Below are 16,563 nucleotides of genomic sequence, written 5' to 3' on the forward strand. Positions count from 1 at the left end.
AGTAAGAGCATATTAGCTGGTGAAATACACTTTTCGTTTTGGGCGGGTTCTTCCCGTCATTTTGGTTACGGCTAGTTTAGTTATAGCTTCTAGCACTTGGGCCCAAGGCTTTCGCATTGGCGATATTCAAATAGAGGGCTTGCAGCGGGTGTCTCCTGCGCCGGTGTTTGCTGCATTGCCTGTTGTGGCTGGCGATTATGCTGATAGTGAATCGGTAGCGGCCATTATGCGTGCATTATTTGCTACAGGCTTTTTTACAGACATTAAAGTGTTGCATGAAGGCGATGTACTTATTGTTCGCGTATTCGAGCGACCAGCGATCAGTGCGGTTAACCTCGATGGTAACAAGGCTATTAAGAGCGAACAGCTTGAAACTGTTATGCACGATAATGGCCTTAAACAAGGTGAAATTTTAAAGCGCGAAGTGTTAGATGGTTTAGTGCGCGAACTCGAGCGCCAATATGTTTCGCAAGGGCGCTATTCTGCAGCTGTAGAGCCCGAAATTGTAAGCCAGCCCAATAACCAAGTAGAGGTCAATATTAATATTGATGAAGGCGATGTGGCCGGGATTCAACACATTAATATTGTGGGTAATAAAGTATTTAGTGATGATGAGCTTATCGGCTTGTTTGAATCTAAAAAAGCCGGTTGGCTTTCGTGGATTACCAGCGATAACCGCTATGCCAAAGAACGATTGACCGGCGATATTGAAAAGCTTGAATCTTTTTACCTCGACCGCGGCTACCTTGATTTCAATGTTGTTTCTACTCAGGTGTCTTTGAGCCCAGATAAAAAGTCCATTTTTATCACTTTAAACGTTTCTGAAGGCGAAATTTATACCGTTACCGATATTGAGATTGCAGGTGACCCCGTTTTACCCGAGGAAACCGTTAAACGCTTAGTGTTATTAAGAAGTGGTGAAACCTTCGCGCAAAACTTAATGACAAGCACCAGCGAATACATTACTTCGTTGTTGGGAAATGCGGGTTATACCAACGCGAAAGTAGAGGGCATACCCGATAAAAACATAGAAGATAAAACCGTAAAAGTTACTTTTTTTATTGATCCGCAAAAGCGTGTTTATGTTCGCCGTGTAATGTTTAGAGGGAATTCGCGTACTTCTGATGAAGTTCTTCGCCGAGAAATGCGTCAAATGGAGGCGGCTTCTGCATCTAATTCGCGTATAGAGCAGGGCAAAGTTCGGCTTGAGCGCTTAGGCTTTTTTAAAGAAGTCAATGTCGAGAATATACCGGTGCCAGGCACTGAAGACCAAGTCGATGTGCAGTATAGCGTCGAGGAGCAGCATTCTGATTCAATCAGTGCCAGCTTGGGGTATTCGCAAGGTTATGGTGCTACTGTCGGCGCAAATTTGCAGGTTAATAACTGGCTCGGTACCGGCAAGAAGGTAGGCATTGGTATTAATTACAATAAATATCAAACCAGCTATAACTTTTCTTATACCGACCCCTATTTTACGCCGGACGGCGTTAGCCGCGGGATTAGTTTGTATTACCGAAAGCGTGACACAGATGGCCTTCAAAATACGGCCTCTTACGCTACTAACAGTTATGGCTTGAACTTAAGTTTTGGCTATCCAATGACTGAAGTTCAGCGTGTTAACTTTGGTGTTGGATTAAATCACTTGGAAATTATTCCTGGCGATTATGTGATGGAAGAAATCAGTTCAAGCTTTAATCAGTTGGATTTATCGCGTTACCCCTATTTGTATGTCAACGAGGACGATTTGCTGACATCGTTTGACCCTGATGGCAATGGCCTTCTAGAAGATATTGCATTACCCATTAATTATGTTACCGAACCCATGTTGACCGACTATGTTGAGCCTGGTTTTGTAGATAAGCATGGCAATGAATTTAATTATGCTAGCGGCAACTTAAGCTGGGTACGCAGTACTCTAAATCGAGGAATTTTGGCGACGCGTGGTAATTTCCAGTCGGTTTCATTAGAGGTAACAAGCCCAGCTAGCGGCTTGGAATATTATAAGTTCGAGCTGAAAGGTCAGTACTTTCAGCCGGTTACTCGCAACCTAACATTACGCTTGAAGGGCAATATCGGATATGGCGATGGTTATGGAGACATGGATCGCTTACCGTTTTTTGAAAACTTTTATGGCGGTGGCTTTGGGTCGGTGCGCGGTTTTGAGAGTAACTCTTTAGGGCCGCGGCAAACGCCTGTGATTCAGTACGACACAACGCCCACGGAATATGTTGCTACGGATTCTAATGGCGATGGTATTGCCGATTTCTCGGACCCGCGTGGTGAAGCGCTTATTCTTTGTGATGAAAATCGCCGAGATTACCTTATTAGAAATGGGCGACCTATTGCTCGAGAATGTGAAGAAGGTAAGCTCCGTCTGAGCGTGCCTGACTTGGGATATAACATTCGTTCTATTGGTGGTAACTTTATTGTTGAAATGTCATCAGAACTGATTTTCCCGATTCCTTTTATTGATGATCAGCGTTCTATGCAAATGGCGGCATTTATTGATGCGGGTAACGTTTTTGATACTGAGTGTGGCCGTTATCAGGCTAACTGTTTTAGCTTTGGCTTTGAGCGTTTAGCGGCGTCTTATGGCTTAGGTATGACTTGGATATCGCCAATGGGGCCGCTTACCTTTAGTGTTGCTAAGCCATTTCAGTACAATGATTTTGAATATCAACAGCGAGAAACTTTCCAGTTTTCCTTTGGTTCAGGTTTCTAAATATATAATAAACACTGTGAATCAATTGATTCACCTAGCCTTAACTATGACTTGGGTGTCCTTATGAAGCTTAAAACTCTTTTAGCCGCTGCTTTTTTGATGTTGGCAGCACCGTTAGCGTTTGCCGGAAAAACTGTTATTTTTAACCCTCAGGCCGCCATATTGGGGACCGAGGCAGCAAAAGCGCGCGACGCTGAACTTAAGGCCGATAAAGATTTTGCCGCGCTGGTCGCTAAAATTGAAAACTTGCGTGCAGAAATGATGTCTTTGCAAAAAGATGCTGAAAAAAATGGCATGACGTGGAGCGCAGACCAGCAAGCTGAGCATAAAAAGAAAATGACGTATTTAAGCGAAGACTTCCAGCTTGCGCAAAAGAAGGCTCAAGCCGAGCAAAATGCAGCAGTTATGAAATTAATGCAGGAAGCTGAAGCTAAGCTGGAGCCTATTTTGAAGGCCTATATGGAAGAAAAAGATATTGATTTGATTTTACATGCTCAGGCAGCGGTAATCGCCAAGCCCGTAGCAGATATCACTATGGATATCACTGATCGTTTAAATAAAGCGAAATAAATACTTACCGCCAGCAAAAGGGGAGTTGCATGCCGTCGAGCTATAACCTTACAGATCTCACCACATTACTCGATGCGCAGCTCCTTGGTGATGGTGAATGTATTATTTCCGGGATTGGTGATGCGGCAACAGCGACTGCTGGCCAGATTACTTTTATCTCGAATAAAAAATATCTGCCGCAGCTTGATACGTCGGCTGCCAGTGCTGTGTTGTTAGCCGCGCCATTGGATAATTGCGCGGTTGTTAATCAGTTAATTGTTGCAGACCCTTATTTGGCATATGCCAAATTAACACTCATTTTTGATAATCGTCCTAAAACACCAGCCCTTATTCATCCTGCGGCAGTTGTGGACCCTAGTGCCAAGCTCGGCGAGGGTGTGCGCATTGCAGCGGGTTGTGTTGTTGAGGCGGGTGCAGAGGTTGGTGATCACACTGAATTATGCGCTGGCGCGGTTGTTGGCCCGAATGCAAAGCTGGGCCAGCATTGTTTATTGCATGCTAATGCGACCATTGCGCACCACTGCGTATTAGGTAATCGCGTAAAAGTGCATAGTGGCACAACCGTTGGCTCTGATGGTTTTGGTTATGCGCCATCGCGTGACGAGGGCTGGGTGAAAATTCATCAGCTTGGGCGTGTGGTGATAGGGGATGATGTTGAAGTGGGTGCTAACTGTGCTATCGATCGCGGAGCCATTAAAGATACGATAATCGCCGATGGCGTTATTATCGACAACCTTGTACATATCGCGCACAACGTGACTATTGGCAAGCGCACAGCAATTGCCGGCTGCGTAGGCATTGCTGGTAGCACAGAGGTTGGTGCAGGCTGTACAATGGGCGGCTTTGTTGCCATTAATGGCCACCTAAAAATTGCCGATAATGTCCACTTTAATGGCGGCACTGTCGTGACAAAATCTATCGCAGAAGCGGGGCATTACGCATCGGGTTCGCCGATGCAAGATGTTCGTTCTTGGCGTCGTAATATGGTGCGTTTAAGCCAACTAGATGAGTGGGTTGGGCGCATTAAAAAGCTGGAAGATCAGCAGTAAATTACTTATGAGCTTAGCGCCACCTGTTCGCTAAGCTTCTTGAAAGCTTGCTCTTGGGGAGTATCGTCTATGATGGACGTGAATGAAATCCGTAAATATTTGCCGCACCGTTATCCTTTCTTGTTAATTGACCGAGTGACTGAGCTAAATGTCGGGGAGTCTATTGTTGCTTATAAAAATATTACGATAAATGAAGGTATTTTTGAGGGGCACTTCCCTGATTACCCCGTATTTCCTGGCGTACTTATTTTAGAGGCCATGGCGCAGGCGTGTGGTGTGTTGGGTTTTAAAACCATGGATAAAACACCGGATGACGGCTCGATTTACTTATATGCTGGTGCGGACAAAGTTCGCTTTAAGCGTCAAGTTGTGCCTGGTGATCAAATGTATATCGAAGCTAGTGTAGTGTCTGAAAAACGCGGTATTTGGAAATTCCAATGTGCGGCAAAGGTTGACGGTAAAATTGCAGCTGAAGCCACAATTATGTGCGCGGATCGCGCTGTTGGTTAGTGATTGTTTGCGCTTTGTTGTTACTTGTAGAGGCGTTAGTGTTTTAACGCTTTATTTATTTAAGCAAGCTAAAGGTAGTGGAGCCTAATATGGCGGCACCTCAAATTGATGCTAGGGCGATTGTAGACCCCAGTGCAGTAATTCATGATGACGTCGTTATTGGCCCCTTTAGTATCGTAGGGCCCGATGTGGAAATTGGTGTTGGCACCCGTATAGAGCCACACGTAATTGTTAAAGGCCCCACGACGATTGGTAAAAATAATCATATTTACCAATACTCTTCTATCGGTGAAGCCACACCAGATCTTAAATATGCGGGCGAACCAACGACGCTAACCATTGGTGATAATAATATTATTCGCGAAGGTGTAACCTTGCACCGTGGAACTGTGCAAGATCGTGGTGATACCTATATCGGCAACGATAACTTGCTAATGGCTTACGTTCATGTAGGTCACGATAGTGTTATTGGTAACCACTGTATATTGGTCAATAATGCAGCACTGGCTGGGCATGTGATTGTCGGCGACTGGGCTATTTTGAGCGGGTTTACCTTAGTGCATCAATACTGCCATATTGGGGCGCATTGCTTTACCGGTATGGGCAGCGCGATTGGTAAAGATGTTCCTGCCTTTATGATGGTTGCTGGTGCGCCAGCAGAAGCTCGTACTATTAATGCCGAAGGGCTGCGCAGGCGCGGTTTTAGTGATGCTGATATTTCTGCCTTAATGAAGGCATATAAGCTAATTTACCGCCGTAAGCTTACACTTGAGCAAGCTATTGAGGCGTTAAAAGAGCTGTTGGTCGAAAGTGCTCATGTTCAAACGTTGATAGATTCACTTGAGTCGTCATCGCGCGGTATTGTGCGTTAAATGTCGGCGCGAGCTGAATTAAAACAATCATCCGCCTCGAGCGAAAATGTATTGCGGGTGGGTATTGTTGTTGGCGAGGCCTCTGGCGATATCTTGGGCGCAGGCTTAATTCAAGCGATTAAACAGCAATACCCTAATGCCCAGTTCGAAGGTATTGCTGGGCCTTTGATGTTAGAGCAAGGCGCCCATTCTTTTTTCCCCCAAGACCGCTTAGCTGTAATGGGCTTTGTTGAGCCGCTTAAACGCTTGCCTGAGCTTCTACGTATTCGAAAATTCCTTAAGCAGCACTTTATAGCTAACCCTCCTGATGTTTTTGTGGGTATCGATTCGCCCGATTTTAATCTGGACTTAGAGCTAGCTCTAAAACAAGCGGGGATAAAAACCGTACATTACGTTAGCCCCTCGGTATGGGCTTGGCGGCAAGGGCGCGTTAAAAAAATTGCGCGTGCAGTCGATAGTGTTTTAACGCTATTCCCTTTTGAGCAAGCATTTTACCTCGAACGCGATATATCCTCTGTATGTGTAGGCCATACCTTAGCCGATAATATTCCCATGCAGCCAGATACTGCAAAGGCGCGGCAAGATTTGGCCATAGAGCTTGCGCCAGCTGAAAAATTGTTTGCGGTGTTACCTGGTAGCCGTGGTGGTGAAGTTGAGCGAATGCTGCCCGTATTTTTAGCCGCTGCGCGTTTGTGTTTAAAGCAGCAGCCGCACTTGCGCTTTGTGATTCCTGCAGCTAATGATAAGCGCCTTAAGCAAATTGAAGAAATTCTGGCTGATTTTCCCGACTTACCAGTGAAGGTATTTTTAAAGCGTTCACACGAGGTGATGCAGGCTAGCGATGCTGTTGTAATGGCCTCTGGTACTACAACCCTTGAAGCAATGCTCTTAAAAAAGCCTATGGTTATTGCTTATAAAGTTGCTGCGTTTTCCTACTTTATATTTTCCCGTATGGTTAAGGTTCCTTTTATAGGACTGCCAAATTTGTTAGCAGGAAAGCAGTTAGCTAAGGAGTTTATTCAAAATGAGGCAACGCCTGAAAACATAGCACCGCAAATGCTAAATTTGCTGCGTAGCGAAGCGAGAGCTGAGCTGACGGCAGAGTACGAACGTTTACATTTACTGTTAAGGCGTGGTGCTAATAAGCGCGCTGCCGATGCGGTTATTCAAATTGCCTTGCCAGAAGTCGCGCTCGATGCTGGCCACCAAAATAAGAGCTAACTATGTTAATTGCTGGCGTTGATGAAGCCGGGCGTGGGCCGCTGGTTGGAAATGTTGTTGCGGCGGCGGTTATTCTTAACCCCGAAAAACCCATAGAAGGCTTGGCCGATTCAAAAAAATTATCTGAAAAAAAACGCAATGCGCTTTATGAGCTTATTCTGCGTGATGCTTTGGCTTACCATATTGCGTTTGCTTCGCCAGCAGAAATTGATGAGCTTAATATTTTGCATGCAAGTATGTTGGCCATGAAGAGGGCTGTCGAAGGATTAGCCATTCAGCCTGAGCACGTTTTGGTAGATGGCAATCGTTTGCCTGTTTGGCATTACAGTGCAGAAGCGATTGTTAAGGGGGATGCTAAAGAGGCGTGCATTAGTGCGGCCTCTATTTTGGCAAAGGTTACGCGTGACGAAGAAATGGTCGCGCTCGATGCATTGCATCCAGATTACGGCTTTGCAAAGCATAAAGGTTATCCGACTAAGGTTCATATGGAGCAGCTCAATATACTTGGGCCGCTACCGGAACACCGCCGCTCTTTTGGCCCTGTGCGGGCTCTTTGTAGTCAACCTGACTTATTTTAATGCGCGCTGATATTGTTGGCGCTAATTGCATTGTTTTGGCGCTCCTTTTTATGGCGTCTATATGCTCTTCTATATTTGCGCTATACCTAAGTTAAATGCTGATACTCTTAGCGATAGAGCTTAAGGAATAACGTTATGGTGGTGCTAAAAAGCCCAAAAGGCAGCGTTGACGAGTCGACAGAAACGCTTCAGGCTTGGATGGCTTACAGCTGCCGCTGGGTTGACGATGTAGAGGCTGAAGTTTGTAACTTTCAAGGCTTTATTAAGCACCCCTCAGATATACCTCTAGATTTTTCCATAGAACCTTCTCCGTCTTATGCCACCGCCCAGATGTTAAATGTGCACGATGGGGGTATGGTGTTTGAGACCCGTCGTTCGTTGCCCATCGGTGCAAAAATTCATTTAACGGTAAACCTCCGTGGTACAGCGCTAAACCTACACGGTGTTATAACGCATTGCATTTCTGTGGGGGAGTCACGCTGCGATGTAGGGGTTCAGTTTGAGGAAGATAACGAACATTACGCGATGCGTATGATCGAGCAGGCTTGTCACATTGAGCACTACCGGCAACTATTAAGTGAAACTTCAGGGCGAGAGCTTACAGAGGACGAGGCGGCGGCAGAATGGATTGCGCGCTTTGCGGCGTATTTTCCGCGTTAAATTCAATTGATTAAAGTGTTAAACCAAAGAGCAGCACTCTTTGGTTAAGTTTTAAGCGGCTAGTAGGCGGTCATAGCGCCGGCTTAGTAGGTCGTAGAACTGCTCTCGAAGTGTCAAAATAGTGGCTTTCAGATCTCCAATTTCTTGTTCACTAATATCTTGCCGGCCTACATACACCTGTTTGCGAAACAGCGCTATTTTAGCCGCGTACAAGCGGAGCGTTTTTTCCATTGTTTTTTCGCCTAGCATTAATAGCTTGGCTTCAGCGTCGGCCAGTTTTCTAAATTCTTCCACTAATTCGGCATTTACTTTCTCAAGCTCAAGTTTGCGTGCATTGGGCCAAGTTTTGCCAAAACGAGTAGATTCTATAACTAGGGCAGAGTAACGCGCAAAGCAGTGGTTAACGTAACCGACCTCACGTGAAATTTCTTCGAGTATTAGCAGCCTGCGTTCGCCAGGAGAGGCGTTTTCATTTTTGTGTTTAAAGCGATGGATGCACCATGCGGTAATCAGTGCGATGGCACCGCCAAGCGTAATTTGTAGCGCGCTTAAAATTAGTGGCCAAAAGGTATCTGCTGGCATGGTGGTCTAACCTCATCAAGTCATTAAAGTCGCCTTGTCAAAAAAACGGCATTTTGCCGGTGACAGGGGGCATTACAGAGACTTGAGCAAGGATCAAACCAACGTATCAATCTTGCGCTGTCTTATCGTTAGCGCTGAGTTCTAAATGCATCGCGTGCCATTGGTTAACCGGTAGGTTGAGGCCAATTTTGGCGGCAATACGAGCAAGGTAGGCCAGTAAAGATACGCTTTGAAACTCACACTGTTCTACCAATTCAAAAAATGTAAGTTGTTGCACAAGGCCGGCAAAGTTACCTTGGTGGGTGGTGACTACCATCACGGGGGCGCCTGATGCCGCCGCGCGTTGGCTTAGTTCGGTAATTAGTTGGGCTAGGTCGCTATATTCCGTGTGTGATTCGGTAATGATGATTAAGGGTAGGCCTGGTTGCCAGCCGGCGCGAAAGAGCCAGTCGTCCTGATACATATCGCAACCAATGGAGCGATAGTTGTCGGTAATTGGCAGTAAGCTTTGGCTAAATGCGTGCGTTTCTGGTGTGTTGATATCGGCCCAGCGGAACTGCGGCCAATCGAGAGTACTGGATAGACGATGGAAGCGAGTACTCACGCCCGCGTTAAGCTCTACGCCCAGAGCGTTTGGATGTTTTTGGAGGAAGCTCAGAACTTTTTGGTCGATCCATTCGCTGCGCTGCAGAGCGGCTTTTTCGCTACTATTAAGCGCCTGCAGGGTATCAAGCTCAAGTTGACTCGCCAGTAGCGAAGCGGCCCGATCAAAAAACTGGGACGAACGGTTGCCGCGGGCCCTAAGGGAAAGCGGGTTGATTAAGTCACTGCTGAATTGAGGGCTAAGCATCTGGAATCTCCTCCGTTGCTATGATTCTAAATGATAATGATTCTCAATACAATGCATTAGCCACCAGAAATCTTCACGGTATAGCCTTTGGCCTCTAATGTGGCCTTAAGTTTTTCGCGCTGCTCACCTTGAATCTCGATGACGCCATCTTTTACCGTGCCGCCGGTGCCACACACCTGCTTTAGGGCTTTTGCTAGCGTCTTTAGTTCTGCTTCTGGCAGCGCAATACCTTTAACCAGTGTTACGCCTTTACCGCCTCGGCCTTTACTCTCACGGTGAAGGCGGACAATACCGTCGGATTGGGCAATCACCTCAGAGGGCTTTTCCTCTTTGATGCGACCTTGCTCTGTAGAATATACCAAGCGCGAGTTCTTGGATGATGCGCCTTTAGCCATTGTCCACTCCCAAAAAGCTGGCATTATACAACCTTGAAGCTGGTCTAAAATGTACAGTGTGATAAATTCCTGTATCTGTATCACAGGGTTTTACAGTTACAGCTCCCCTAATTGACTAGAAATGATTAGCTATGATGTCGCCACTGCGAGAACGACTTTATAACATTATATTTGGCACGGAATCGCCTGCCGGTAAGCGCTTTGATTTGATATTGATCTACGCGATTGTATTAAGCGTTGTAGCCTTAATGATGGATTCGGTGGTTTCAGTTAACGAGCGCTGGGGTTTAGCCTTTCGTTATTTCGAATGGTTTTTTACGTTGTTATTTACCATCGAGTACGGTGTTCGCATTTACTGCTCTCCAAGCCGCTGGCTGTATATTCGCAGTTTTTACGGAATTATTGATTTACTGTCGATTATCCCTGCGTACATTAGCTTGTTTGTGCCCGGCACTAACTATTTATTAATGTTGCGGCTATTTAGGGTTTTGCGCGTTTTTCGTGTTTTAAAGTTAATGCGCTACATTAACGAAGGCAATTTTTTGCTGCGTTCAATGTTGCAGGCCCGGCATAAAATACTGGTGTTCTTTATGGTGGTATTGGTATTTGCCACTATATTTGGCTCGATTATGTATATTGTTGAAGGGCCTGAAAATGGCTTTACCAGCATACCGCGCAGCGTGTATTGGACGATTGTTACGATTACGACTGTAGGCTATGGCGATATCACGCCGCAAACGACGCTAGGACAAATCGTCGCTTCGGCCGCAATGCTCACAGGTTATTCGATAATTGTTGTGCCCACGGGTATTTTAACGGCGGAGTTTTCACAGGAAATTCAACGTGAGCGCAATTTAGTCTCGTGCCCAAATTGCGGTAAGCATGGTCACGATAAGCGAGCCAGTTTTTGTAATCGCTGTGGCGGCGCGGTAAATAACCCGCACCACTAATTACTGCTTATCCTCTCTAGCCAGTGCGCGTTTAGTCTTGGCCGTTGCCTCCATGCTAAGTGGATCATCCGGCCAGGGATGGCGGGGGTAGCGGCCTTTCATTTCTTTTTTTACCTCGGTATAGCCTGTTGCCCAAAAAGCGGCTAAATCTTGTGTTACTTGCAAAGGCTGCTTGGCTGGCGACAAAAGATGCACGGTAATTTTTTGTTGTCCATTTAATACAGTAGGCGTGCTGTGGCAGCCAAACATTTCTTGAAGTTTTACAGCCAGGACGGGTGGCGACTGTTGGTAGTCAATACTGGCCATTCGCCCGCTAGGTATCGCTATTTTTGCCGGTGCTAATTCGTCCAGTTGCTGTGGTTGCGGCCAAGGCAATAAGGTTTTTAGTAGCGAAAAAACAGGTATTTTCTTGAAGTCGGCTAAGGTATTAATATTGGCTAGGTGTGGTGTTAGCCAGTTATCCAGTGTGCTAAGCAAGGCATTTTGGCTCATATCGGGCCAGTCGTCACCACTGTGCTGCCGTAGCAATTGAACGCGAGCAATCAACTGTAGGCTATTGTCGTCCCAATCTAAATAATCTAGACCTTTGTCGCGTAGCAATGCTGTTAAAGCTTGGGTCTTAATGTCTTTAGGGATATTGCTGAGTGCTTTTTGTTGAATAACTATTTTGCCCAGTAGTTGTCTTTGTTCGGCAATAAAACGCCCCTTATCGTCTTGCCACTGTGCAATGGTGACTTCTTTTATGTGGTGAGTGAGTCCATCTTTTAAAAAGTGCGCGTTAAGCGCGCAAGCTATAAATATGCGGTCCTGCGATTGTCCAACTAGCCCGCCAACCTCGGCAACGCTTAGCCAAGGTTGTTGAGCTAATGCATCGCTTTCATCAAGTTGGGCAGCGCGCCCGTTGGCAAGCTGGTAAACCGCTGTACCGTTATTACTTGCTTTGCGTTTGGCGATGCGCTCTGGAAAGGCGTTGGCTATGAGTAGGCCTGCAAGCTCGCCCTTATCTTGCGCTGATGCGTTGTTTCTTTTTAATGGTGCGCATAGAGTTTTAGCGAGTTGTTTTACGCGTTGTTGCCAAGCTTTATGTTGTGGCTGGCGGCTTTGTTCTATTGCTACGATGTGATCATAAATATCACTGCCTAAGTTTTTAGGTGGGCGCTCGCTAAGCAGTGCAGCAACCATACCGCCTAGGTCTGTTGCGCCAATTTCCTCTGAGTGTATTAGCAATGCGGCCAAGCGCGGATGGCAGGGGAATAATGCCAAACGCTGACCTAAAAGCGTAAGTGTATTTTTTTGTGTTAATGCGCCGATATTAGTTAATGCATCTAGGGCTTGTTGCCAGTTGGCTTCGGCTGGAGGGTTTAGCCATTGTAGTTCGTTAGGGTGGCTAACACCCCAGTGTAATAAGGTAATTGCCAAGGGCATTAAGTCGGCGTTAATAATTTCTGGCGTGGTATGGCGCAACCTTTGGTTGTGTTGTGCTTGCGACCAGAGTCTGTAACAAATGCCTGGCTCCATTCGTCCGGCGCGGCCGGCGCGCTGTTCGGCCGACGCTTGCGAAACCCCTTGGGTGTGCAAACGCGTAAGGCCGGTGTTTGGGTCGAAGCTTGGGTTGCGGGTAAGGCCGCTATCGATAACTACGCGCACCCCTTCAATGGTTAAGCTGGTTTCGGCAATGTCGGTAGCCAATACAATTTTGCGATAATTATTATCTGTTGGGGCGATGGCTAATTGTTGTTGCTCAAGTGGCAAGCTGCCGTGCAGAGGCAGGCAAATAGTATGATTAGGTAACGGTGTTAATGCCTGATGTGCGCGATTAATTTCACGCATACCGGGTAAAAAAACTAAAATGCTGCCGCTGTCTTGCGCTAGTGCTTGTTCAATAGTGCGTACTAATGGCGGCAAAAAATCATCATTTTTAAATGTATTGGTTTTGCGTGTGGCTTGCACAGGTTGATAGCGTATATCGACGGGGTAGCTGCGGCCTTGGCTTGTAACGACGGGGCAATGTGAAGGCTGTGATGTGCTTTGCTCTAATAAGCTTGCGACGTTTTCGCTATCGAGGGTTGCCGACATTACCAATATTTTTAGTGGGTTGTCGCTTTCGCGAAATAATTCGCGGGCTTGTAGGCTTAGCGCTAGCCCCACATCTGTATTTAAACTGCGCTCGTGAAATTCATCAAAAATAACAATCCCTACACCAGTAAGCTCGGGGTCGTCTTGTAGCCAGCGGGTTAATAAGCCTTCAGTAATCACCTCTATGCGTGTGTTCGCGCCGACTTTGGTGGCTTGTCGCATACGATAGCCCACGGTTTCACCTACTTTTTCGCCCAGCATATTGGCCATGCGGTTGGCCGCATTTAAGGCTGCAACTCGGCGCGGCTCAAGCATTATTATTTTTTGTTCTTTGAGCCAAGGTACATTTAGTAAACTCAGCGGAACTTGTGTGGTTTTACCGGCGCCGGGCGGGGCTTGCAGAACACAATGCGGGGCATTGTTTAGTGCATAGAGTAGTGTGGGTATGCATTCGTGTATCGGCAGGCTCATATACAGTGATCAGTTGTGTGGTCAGGGTAAGTGTTTCAACATTTTACCGGACGCGGGCTTTTGAGTAAGCTGTGCATCCGAATTAATCGCAAGAGAGTAAAGCGGTGCAGCGACTCGATAAATTACTGGTAGAACATGGCCTAGCAGCCACGAGAACACAAGCTCAAAAATTAATTGAAGACGGGCTTGTCGAGGCAAAGGTTTCGGGTCAGTGGCTGGTACAAAAAAAGCCATCGATTAAACTGCCCGAAAACAGCGAGCTACGTGCCGGTGATCACCCAGATATGCGCTATGTGTCGCGTGCCGGGCTAAAGCTTGAAGCTGCTTTGCGCAATAACGGGTTGGATGTAAAAGGGTTGGTCGCCCTTGATGTGGGGCAATCTACGGGTGGCTTTACCGATTGTTTGTTAAAACACGGTGCCAGCAAAGTTGTTGGCGTGGAAGTTGGCCACGATCAGCTGGTGGAACCGCTGCGGGTACATGGTGATGTAGTGTGTTTGGAAGGGGTTAATGCTCGCCACCTAGATCCCGATATTCTGAAATACGCCCCAAATAAATTTGATATCGCGGTAATGGATGTGTCTTTTATTTCTCAAAAACTCATTCTGCCGCGCTTACCCGTTTTGCTCAAGCAGCAAGCCCTACTGGTAACTTTGATTAAGCCGCAATTCGAGGTAGGGCCGCAAGGGTTGGGTAAAGGTGGCCTCGTTAAGCCTGATGTTGATATGTACACCTTAGAGCAGGATTTTACTCGCTTTGTTAAGGCGCTGGGTTTTGAGGTATTACACTACAGTGAAAGCCCCATAAAAGGCGGTGACGGTAACCGCGAGTTTTTAATGGTGGCTCGTTTAGTGACTTAGCAATTCCCCTCTTAGTTTCTATATCGGCCCCAATTTACCTGAGGGCTGAATCTCAATTTAAGCATTGTCGCAAAAAAGGGGTTGACTCCCGCCTTTGGTGTGCTAATTTTGTAGCACGTGCTACAAAATTAGCAGTTGTGATGATGGTGAATACATATGTCCAGTAATACAGTTTATGCATCTCTTAGCCGGCGTGAGCGGCAAATTATGGATGTCCTGCACGAGGAAAACCCCATATCAGCTAAAGATATTCAGTTGAAAATGCCGGACCCACCGAGTTATTCCGCCGTACGAGCATTAATTACTCGAATGGTCGATAAGGGCGTTGTAGCGTTTTCGCGCGAAGGCACAAAATACATGTATCGACCAGTGCAGGCACAAAATAGCGTGCAAGCTTCAGCAATATCTAGGTTATTAAAAACGTTTTTTAAAGGCTCCAAAATTAAAGCCGTAACAGCCTTGCTCGATGCTGACGGCGCTGAAATGGATGCCCATGAGATAGAGGAGTTGGAGCGGAAAATAGCGCGTTTAAAAAAGCAGTCTAAATAATAAATAGAGCCGTTTAAGAGGTGATTTTATGTTTAACCTTTTTGTTGTTATTGCTTTGCTTTTAAAAATTATTTTAGTGTTTTCTTGTGTTCGCTGGTGGCTTTACCGCTCGCGTGATACGCACTCGGGTAGATTGGCCAGGTTGGTATGCATTGCTTTTTTAGGTGTGATTTTGTTGCCCTTAGGTAGTGCAATATTGCCAGCTGTGGCACTGGAGGTAATCCCTGTTAACTTTTGGGCGCTATTTAATATCAATGTGTATTTGACGTTACCGGTAATACTCAAAGTTGTTATTGGGATTTATTTGGCGGGTGTTTTTAGTGTGTTGATTTATCGCTTTTGGCATTTGCTGGAGGCTTTAAATTATGCCAGCCAACTAGAGTCTGCTCCAGAAGACGTGGATGAGGTATTCGTTAGCATTAAAAAGCAGAATAACCTTTTGGAAAGGGTGGCGCTAAAGGTTGGGCAATCGAAGGTAGGTGGGAGTAATGTTGTTAGTCAAGGCCCGTTCACACTCGGTGTTTTACGCCCCATCATTGTTTTACCCGAAGATTATAGTCAGTGGAGCCGTTCGACCTTAATGCGTGTGCTTACGCACGAGTTAGCGCATGTGGTACGTAAGGATTGGTTTTGGCAAAACGTATTGCAGTGTTTAATAGCGTTTGTTTGGTTTTTACCTTCTGCATGGCGTTTAGGTAAGCAGTTTTCTTGGTTAAGCGAGCTTAATGCCGATGATGCTGTATTGGCCGGTGGTAGCGGTCGCTCGGATTATGCCGATGATTTGTTAAATATTGCTGCCCGATATCCACGAGCACCTCGCAGTGCAGCGGCTTTAATTGATGGTTCGTATTGTTACGAGCGCATAGCAGCCATATTGGATGGCTCAAGGTTACGCAGCCATACACCCTTCAAGCAAACGCCATTTTGGGTTTGGCTAGTTGCGGTTTTGGCATGGCTTAGCTTATCGACAATAACACTCGAAGCAGCGGCTGTTTCTTTGTGGCATGAAGGTGATACTGGTGGAAAAACTCTAACATTTTATAGCTTTCCTGAGCCTAATAAGGATGGGGCAAATAGTGCTTTAGCGGTACCCGTAAAATTGACGCCGCACACGCAACCTCGCAGTTATAAAGAGTCGGTTGTGATTATTGAAAGGGAGCCGTACTTAACAAAAGAGGCGCTGTTAAGTGAGGCAAAAACGGCAATGAACCACCTTGCCGCTGTGGATGCTGATAATTTGCCCGTTGTGCCAAATGTGTCTGTGCAAGGCTATGTTGCTTTACGTGCTGTAATTCCAGAGTACCCAAAGCGCGCGCAGCGAAAAAATATTGAAGGGCAGGTAATCGTACAGTTTGATGTACTGCCTAGCGGTAAGGCGGATGCTATTCGTATTGCAATGGCAAGCCCTAAACACATTTTTGATGATGCTGTATTGGAGGCTATGGCAAAGTCAATATTCAAACCGGCGACCGATAATGGCCGCCCGATAAAAACCCAGCATGCAACGCAAACATTTACATTTAGATTATCTGAGGGTGCAAAAACAAAAAACTTTAACCCCACGTTTGGTACACCAATACAGACAGCCGAGCAAAGTACTCATGCTGCGCCTTAAGGTAGTGCGTAATTATGCGCTGCTTTGTACCTA

General features: G+C 46.2%; 16 protein-coding genes. 12 read left to right on the forward strand and 4 right to left on the reverse strand.

Annotated elements, in window-relative coordinates:
- Positions 1-19 precede the first annotated feature (19 nt).
- From bamA to MARGE09_RS08870, 8 genes are all read left to right on the forward strand, one after another.
- Positions 20-2,722, forward strand: coding sequence for an outer membrane protein assembly factor BamA (gene bamA, locus MARGE09_RS08835; RefSeq protein WP_236986967.1), 2,703 nt, complete (start codon positions 20-22; stop codon positions 2,720-2,722).
- Positions 2,723-2,785: 63 nt separating this feature from the next.
- Positions 2,786-3,292, forward strand: coding sequence for an OmpH/Skp family outer membrane protein (locus tag MARGE09_RS08840; protein WP_236986968.1), 507 nt, complete (start codon positions 2,786-2,788; stop codon positions 3,290-3,292).
- 29 nt (positions 3,293-3,321) lie between these two features.
- On the forward strand, positions 3,322-4,341 hold the full coding sequence (gene lpxD, locus MARGE09_RS08845; protein ID WP_236986969.1) for a UDP-3-O-(3-hydroxymyristoyl)glucosamine N-acyltransferase: 1,020 nt from the start codon (positions 3,322-3,324) through the stop codon (positions 4,339-4,341).
- A 69-nt stretch (positions 4,342-4,410) separates the two neighbouring features.
- Positions 4,411-4,851 (forward strand): 3-hydroxyacyl-ACP dehydratase FabZ, encoded by a 441-nt coding sequence (gene fabZ / locus MARGE09_RS08850; RefSeq protein ID WP_236986970.1) that lies wholly within the window; start codon positions 4,411-4,413, stop codon positions 4,849-4,851.
- Between the two features lie 89 nt (positions 4,852-4,940).
- Positions 4,941-5,723: an acyl-ACP--UDP-N-acetylglucosamine O-acyltransferase gene (gene lpxA / locus MARGE09_RS08855; RefSeq protein ID WP_236986971.1), complete on the forward strand. Its 783-nt coding sequence runs from the start codon at positions 4,941-4,943 to the stop codon at positions 5,721-5,723.
- Positions 5,724-6,944: a lipid-A-disaccharide synthase gene (lpxB, locus tag MARGE09_RS08860; protein ID WP_236986972.1), complete on the forward strand. Its 1,221-nt coding sequence runs from the start codon at positions 5,724-5,726 to the stop codon at positions 6,942-6,944.
- Positions 6,945-6,946: 2 nt separating this feature from the next.
- On the forward strand, positions 6,947-7,522 hold the full coding sequence (rnhB, locus tag MARGE09_RS08865; protein ID WP_236986973.1) for a ribonuclease HII: 576 nt from the start codon (positions 6,947-6,949) through the stop codon (positions 7,520-7,522).
- Between the two features lie 135 nt (positions 7,523-7,657).
- Positions 7,658-8,182 carry a hypothetical protein gene (locus tag MARGE09_RS08870; protein WP_236986974.1) on the forward strand — a complete coding sequence of 175 codons (525 nt, stop codon included), beginning with the start codon at positions 7,658-7,660 and terminating at the stop codon, positions 8,180-8,182.
- 51 nt (positions 8,183-8,233) lie between these two features.
- Here the strand turns inward: MARGE09_RS08870 and MARGE09_RS08875 are convergent, their stop codons facing one another.
- The 3 genes from MARGE09_RS08875 to yciH all read right to left on the reverse strand — a co-directional run bounded on the left by MARGE09_RS08875 (position 8,234) and on the right by yciH (position 10,033).
- Positions 8,234-8,764: an energy transducer TonB gene (locus tag MARGE09_RS08875; RefSeq protein WP_236986975.1), complete on the reverse strand. Its 531-nt coding sequence runs from the start codon at positions 8,762-8,764 to the stop codon at positions 8,234-8,236.
- Between the two features lie 106 nt (positions 8,765-8,870).
- The gene (locus MARGE09_RS08880; protein ID WP_236986976.1) at positions 8,871-9,614 is read right to left on the reverse strand and encodes a class I SAM-dependent methyltransferase; all 744 of its coding nucleotides are present in this window, start codon (positions 9,612-9,614) and stop codon (positions 8,871-8,873) included.
- A gap of 56 nt (positions 9,615-9,670) precedes the next feature.
- A complete protein-coding gene (gene yciH, locus MARGE09_RS08885; RefSeq protein WP_236986977.1) occupies positions 9,671-10,033 on the reverse strand; it encodes a stress response translation initiation inhibitor YciH in 363 nt (120 codons plus the stop codon).
- A gap of 107 nt (positions 10,034-10,140) precedes the next feature.
- Here yciH and MARGE09_RS08890 point away from each other — a divergent pair, with 107 nt between their 5' ends.
- On the forward strand, positions 10,141-10,959 hold the full coding sequence (locus tag MARGE09_RS08890) for an ion transporter (RefSeq protein ID WP_236986978.1): 819 nt from the start codon (positions 10,141-10,143) through the stop codon (positions 10,957-10,959).
- Here MARGE09_RS08890 and hrpB read toward each other — a convergent pair whose 3' ends face one another.
- Positions 10,960-13,506, reverse strand: coding sequence for an ATP-dependent helicase HrpB (gene hrpB, locus MARGE09_RS08895; protein WP_236986979.1), 2,547 nt, complete (start codon positions 13,504-13,506; stop codon positions 10,960-10,962).
- Between the two features lie 104 nt (positions 13,507-13,610).
- Here hrpB and MARGE09_RS08900 point away from each other — a divergent pair, with 104 nt between their 5' ends.
- From MARGE09_RS08900 to MARGE09_RS08910, 3 genes are all read left to right on the forward strand, one after another.
- Positions 13,611-14,366, forward strand: a complete 756-nt coding sequence (locus MARGE09_RS08900) for a TlyA family RNA methyltransferase (RefSeq protein WP_236986980.1) — start codon at positions 13,611-13,613, stop codon at positions 14,364-14,366.
- Between the two features lie 156 nt (positions 14,367-14,522).
- Positions 14,523-14,915 carry a BlaI/MecI/CopY family transcriptional regulator gene (locus MARGE09_RS08905; protein ID WP_236986981.1) on the forward strand — a complete coding sequence of 131 codons (393 nt, stop codon included), beginning with the start codon at positions 14,523-14,525 and terminating at the stop codon, positions 14,913-14,915.
- Positions 14,916-14,943: 28 nt separating this feature from the next.
- Positions 14,944-16,530, forward strand: a complete 1,587-nt coding sequence (locus MARGE09_RS08910; RefSeq protein ID WP_236986982.1) for a M56 family metallopeptidase — start codon at positions 14,944-14,946, stop codon at positions 16,528-16,530.
- The last annotated feature ends 33 nt before the right edge of the window (positions 16,531-16,563 follow it).

This window comes from Marinagarivorans cellulosilyticus (genome assembly GCF_021655555.1).
GTDB classification, from domain to species: Bacteria; Pseudomonadota; Gammaproteobacteria; order Pseudomonadales; family Cellvibrionaceae; genus Marinagarivorans; species Marinagarivorans cellulosilyticus.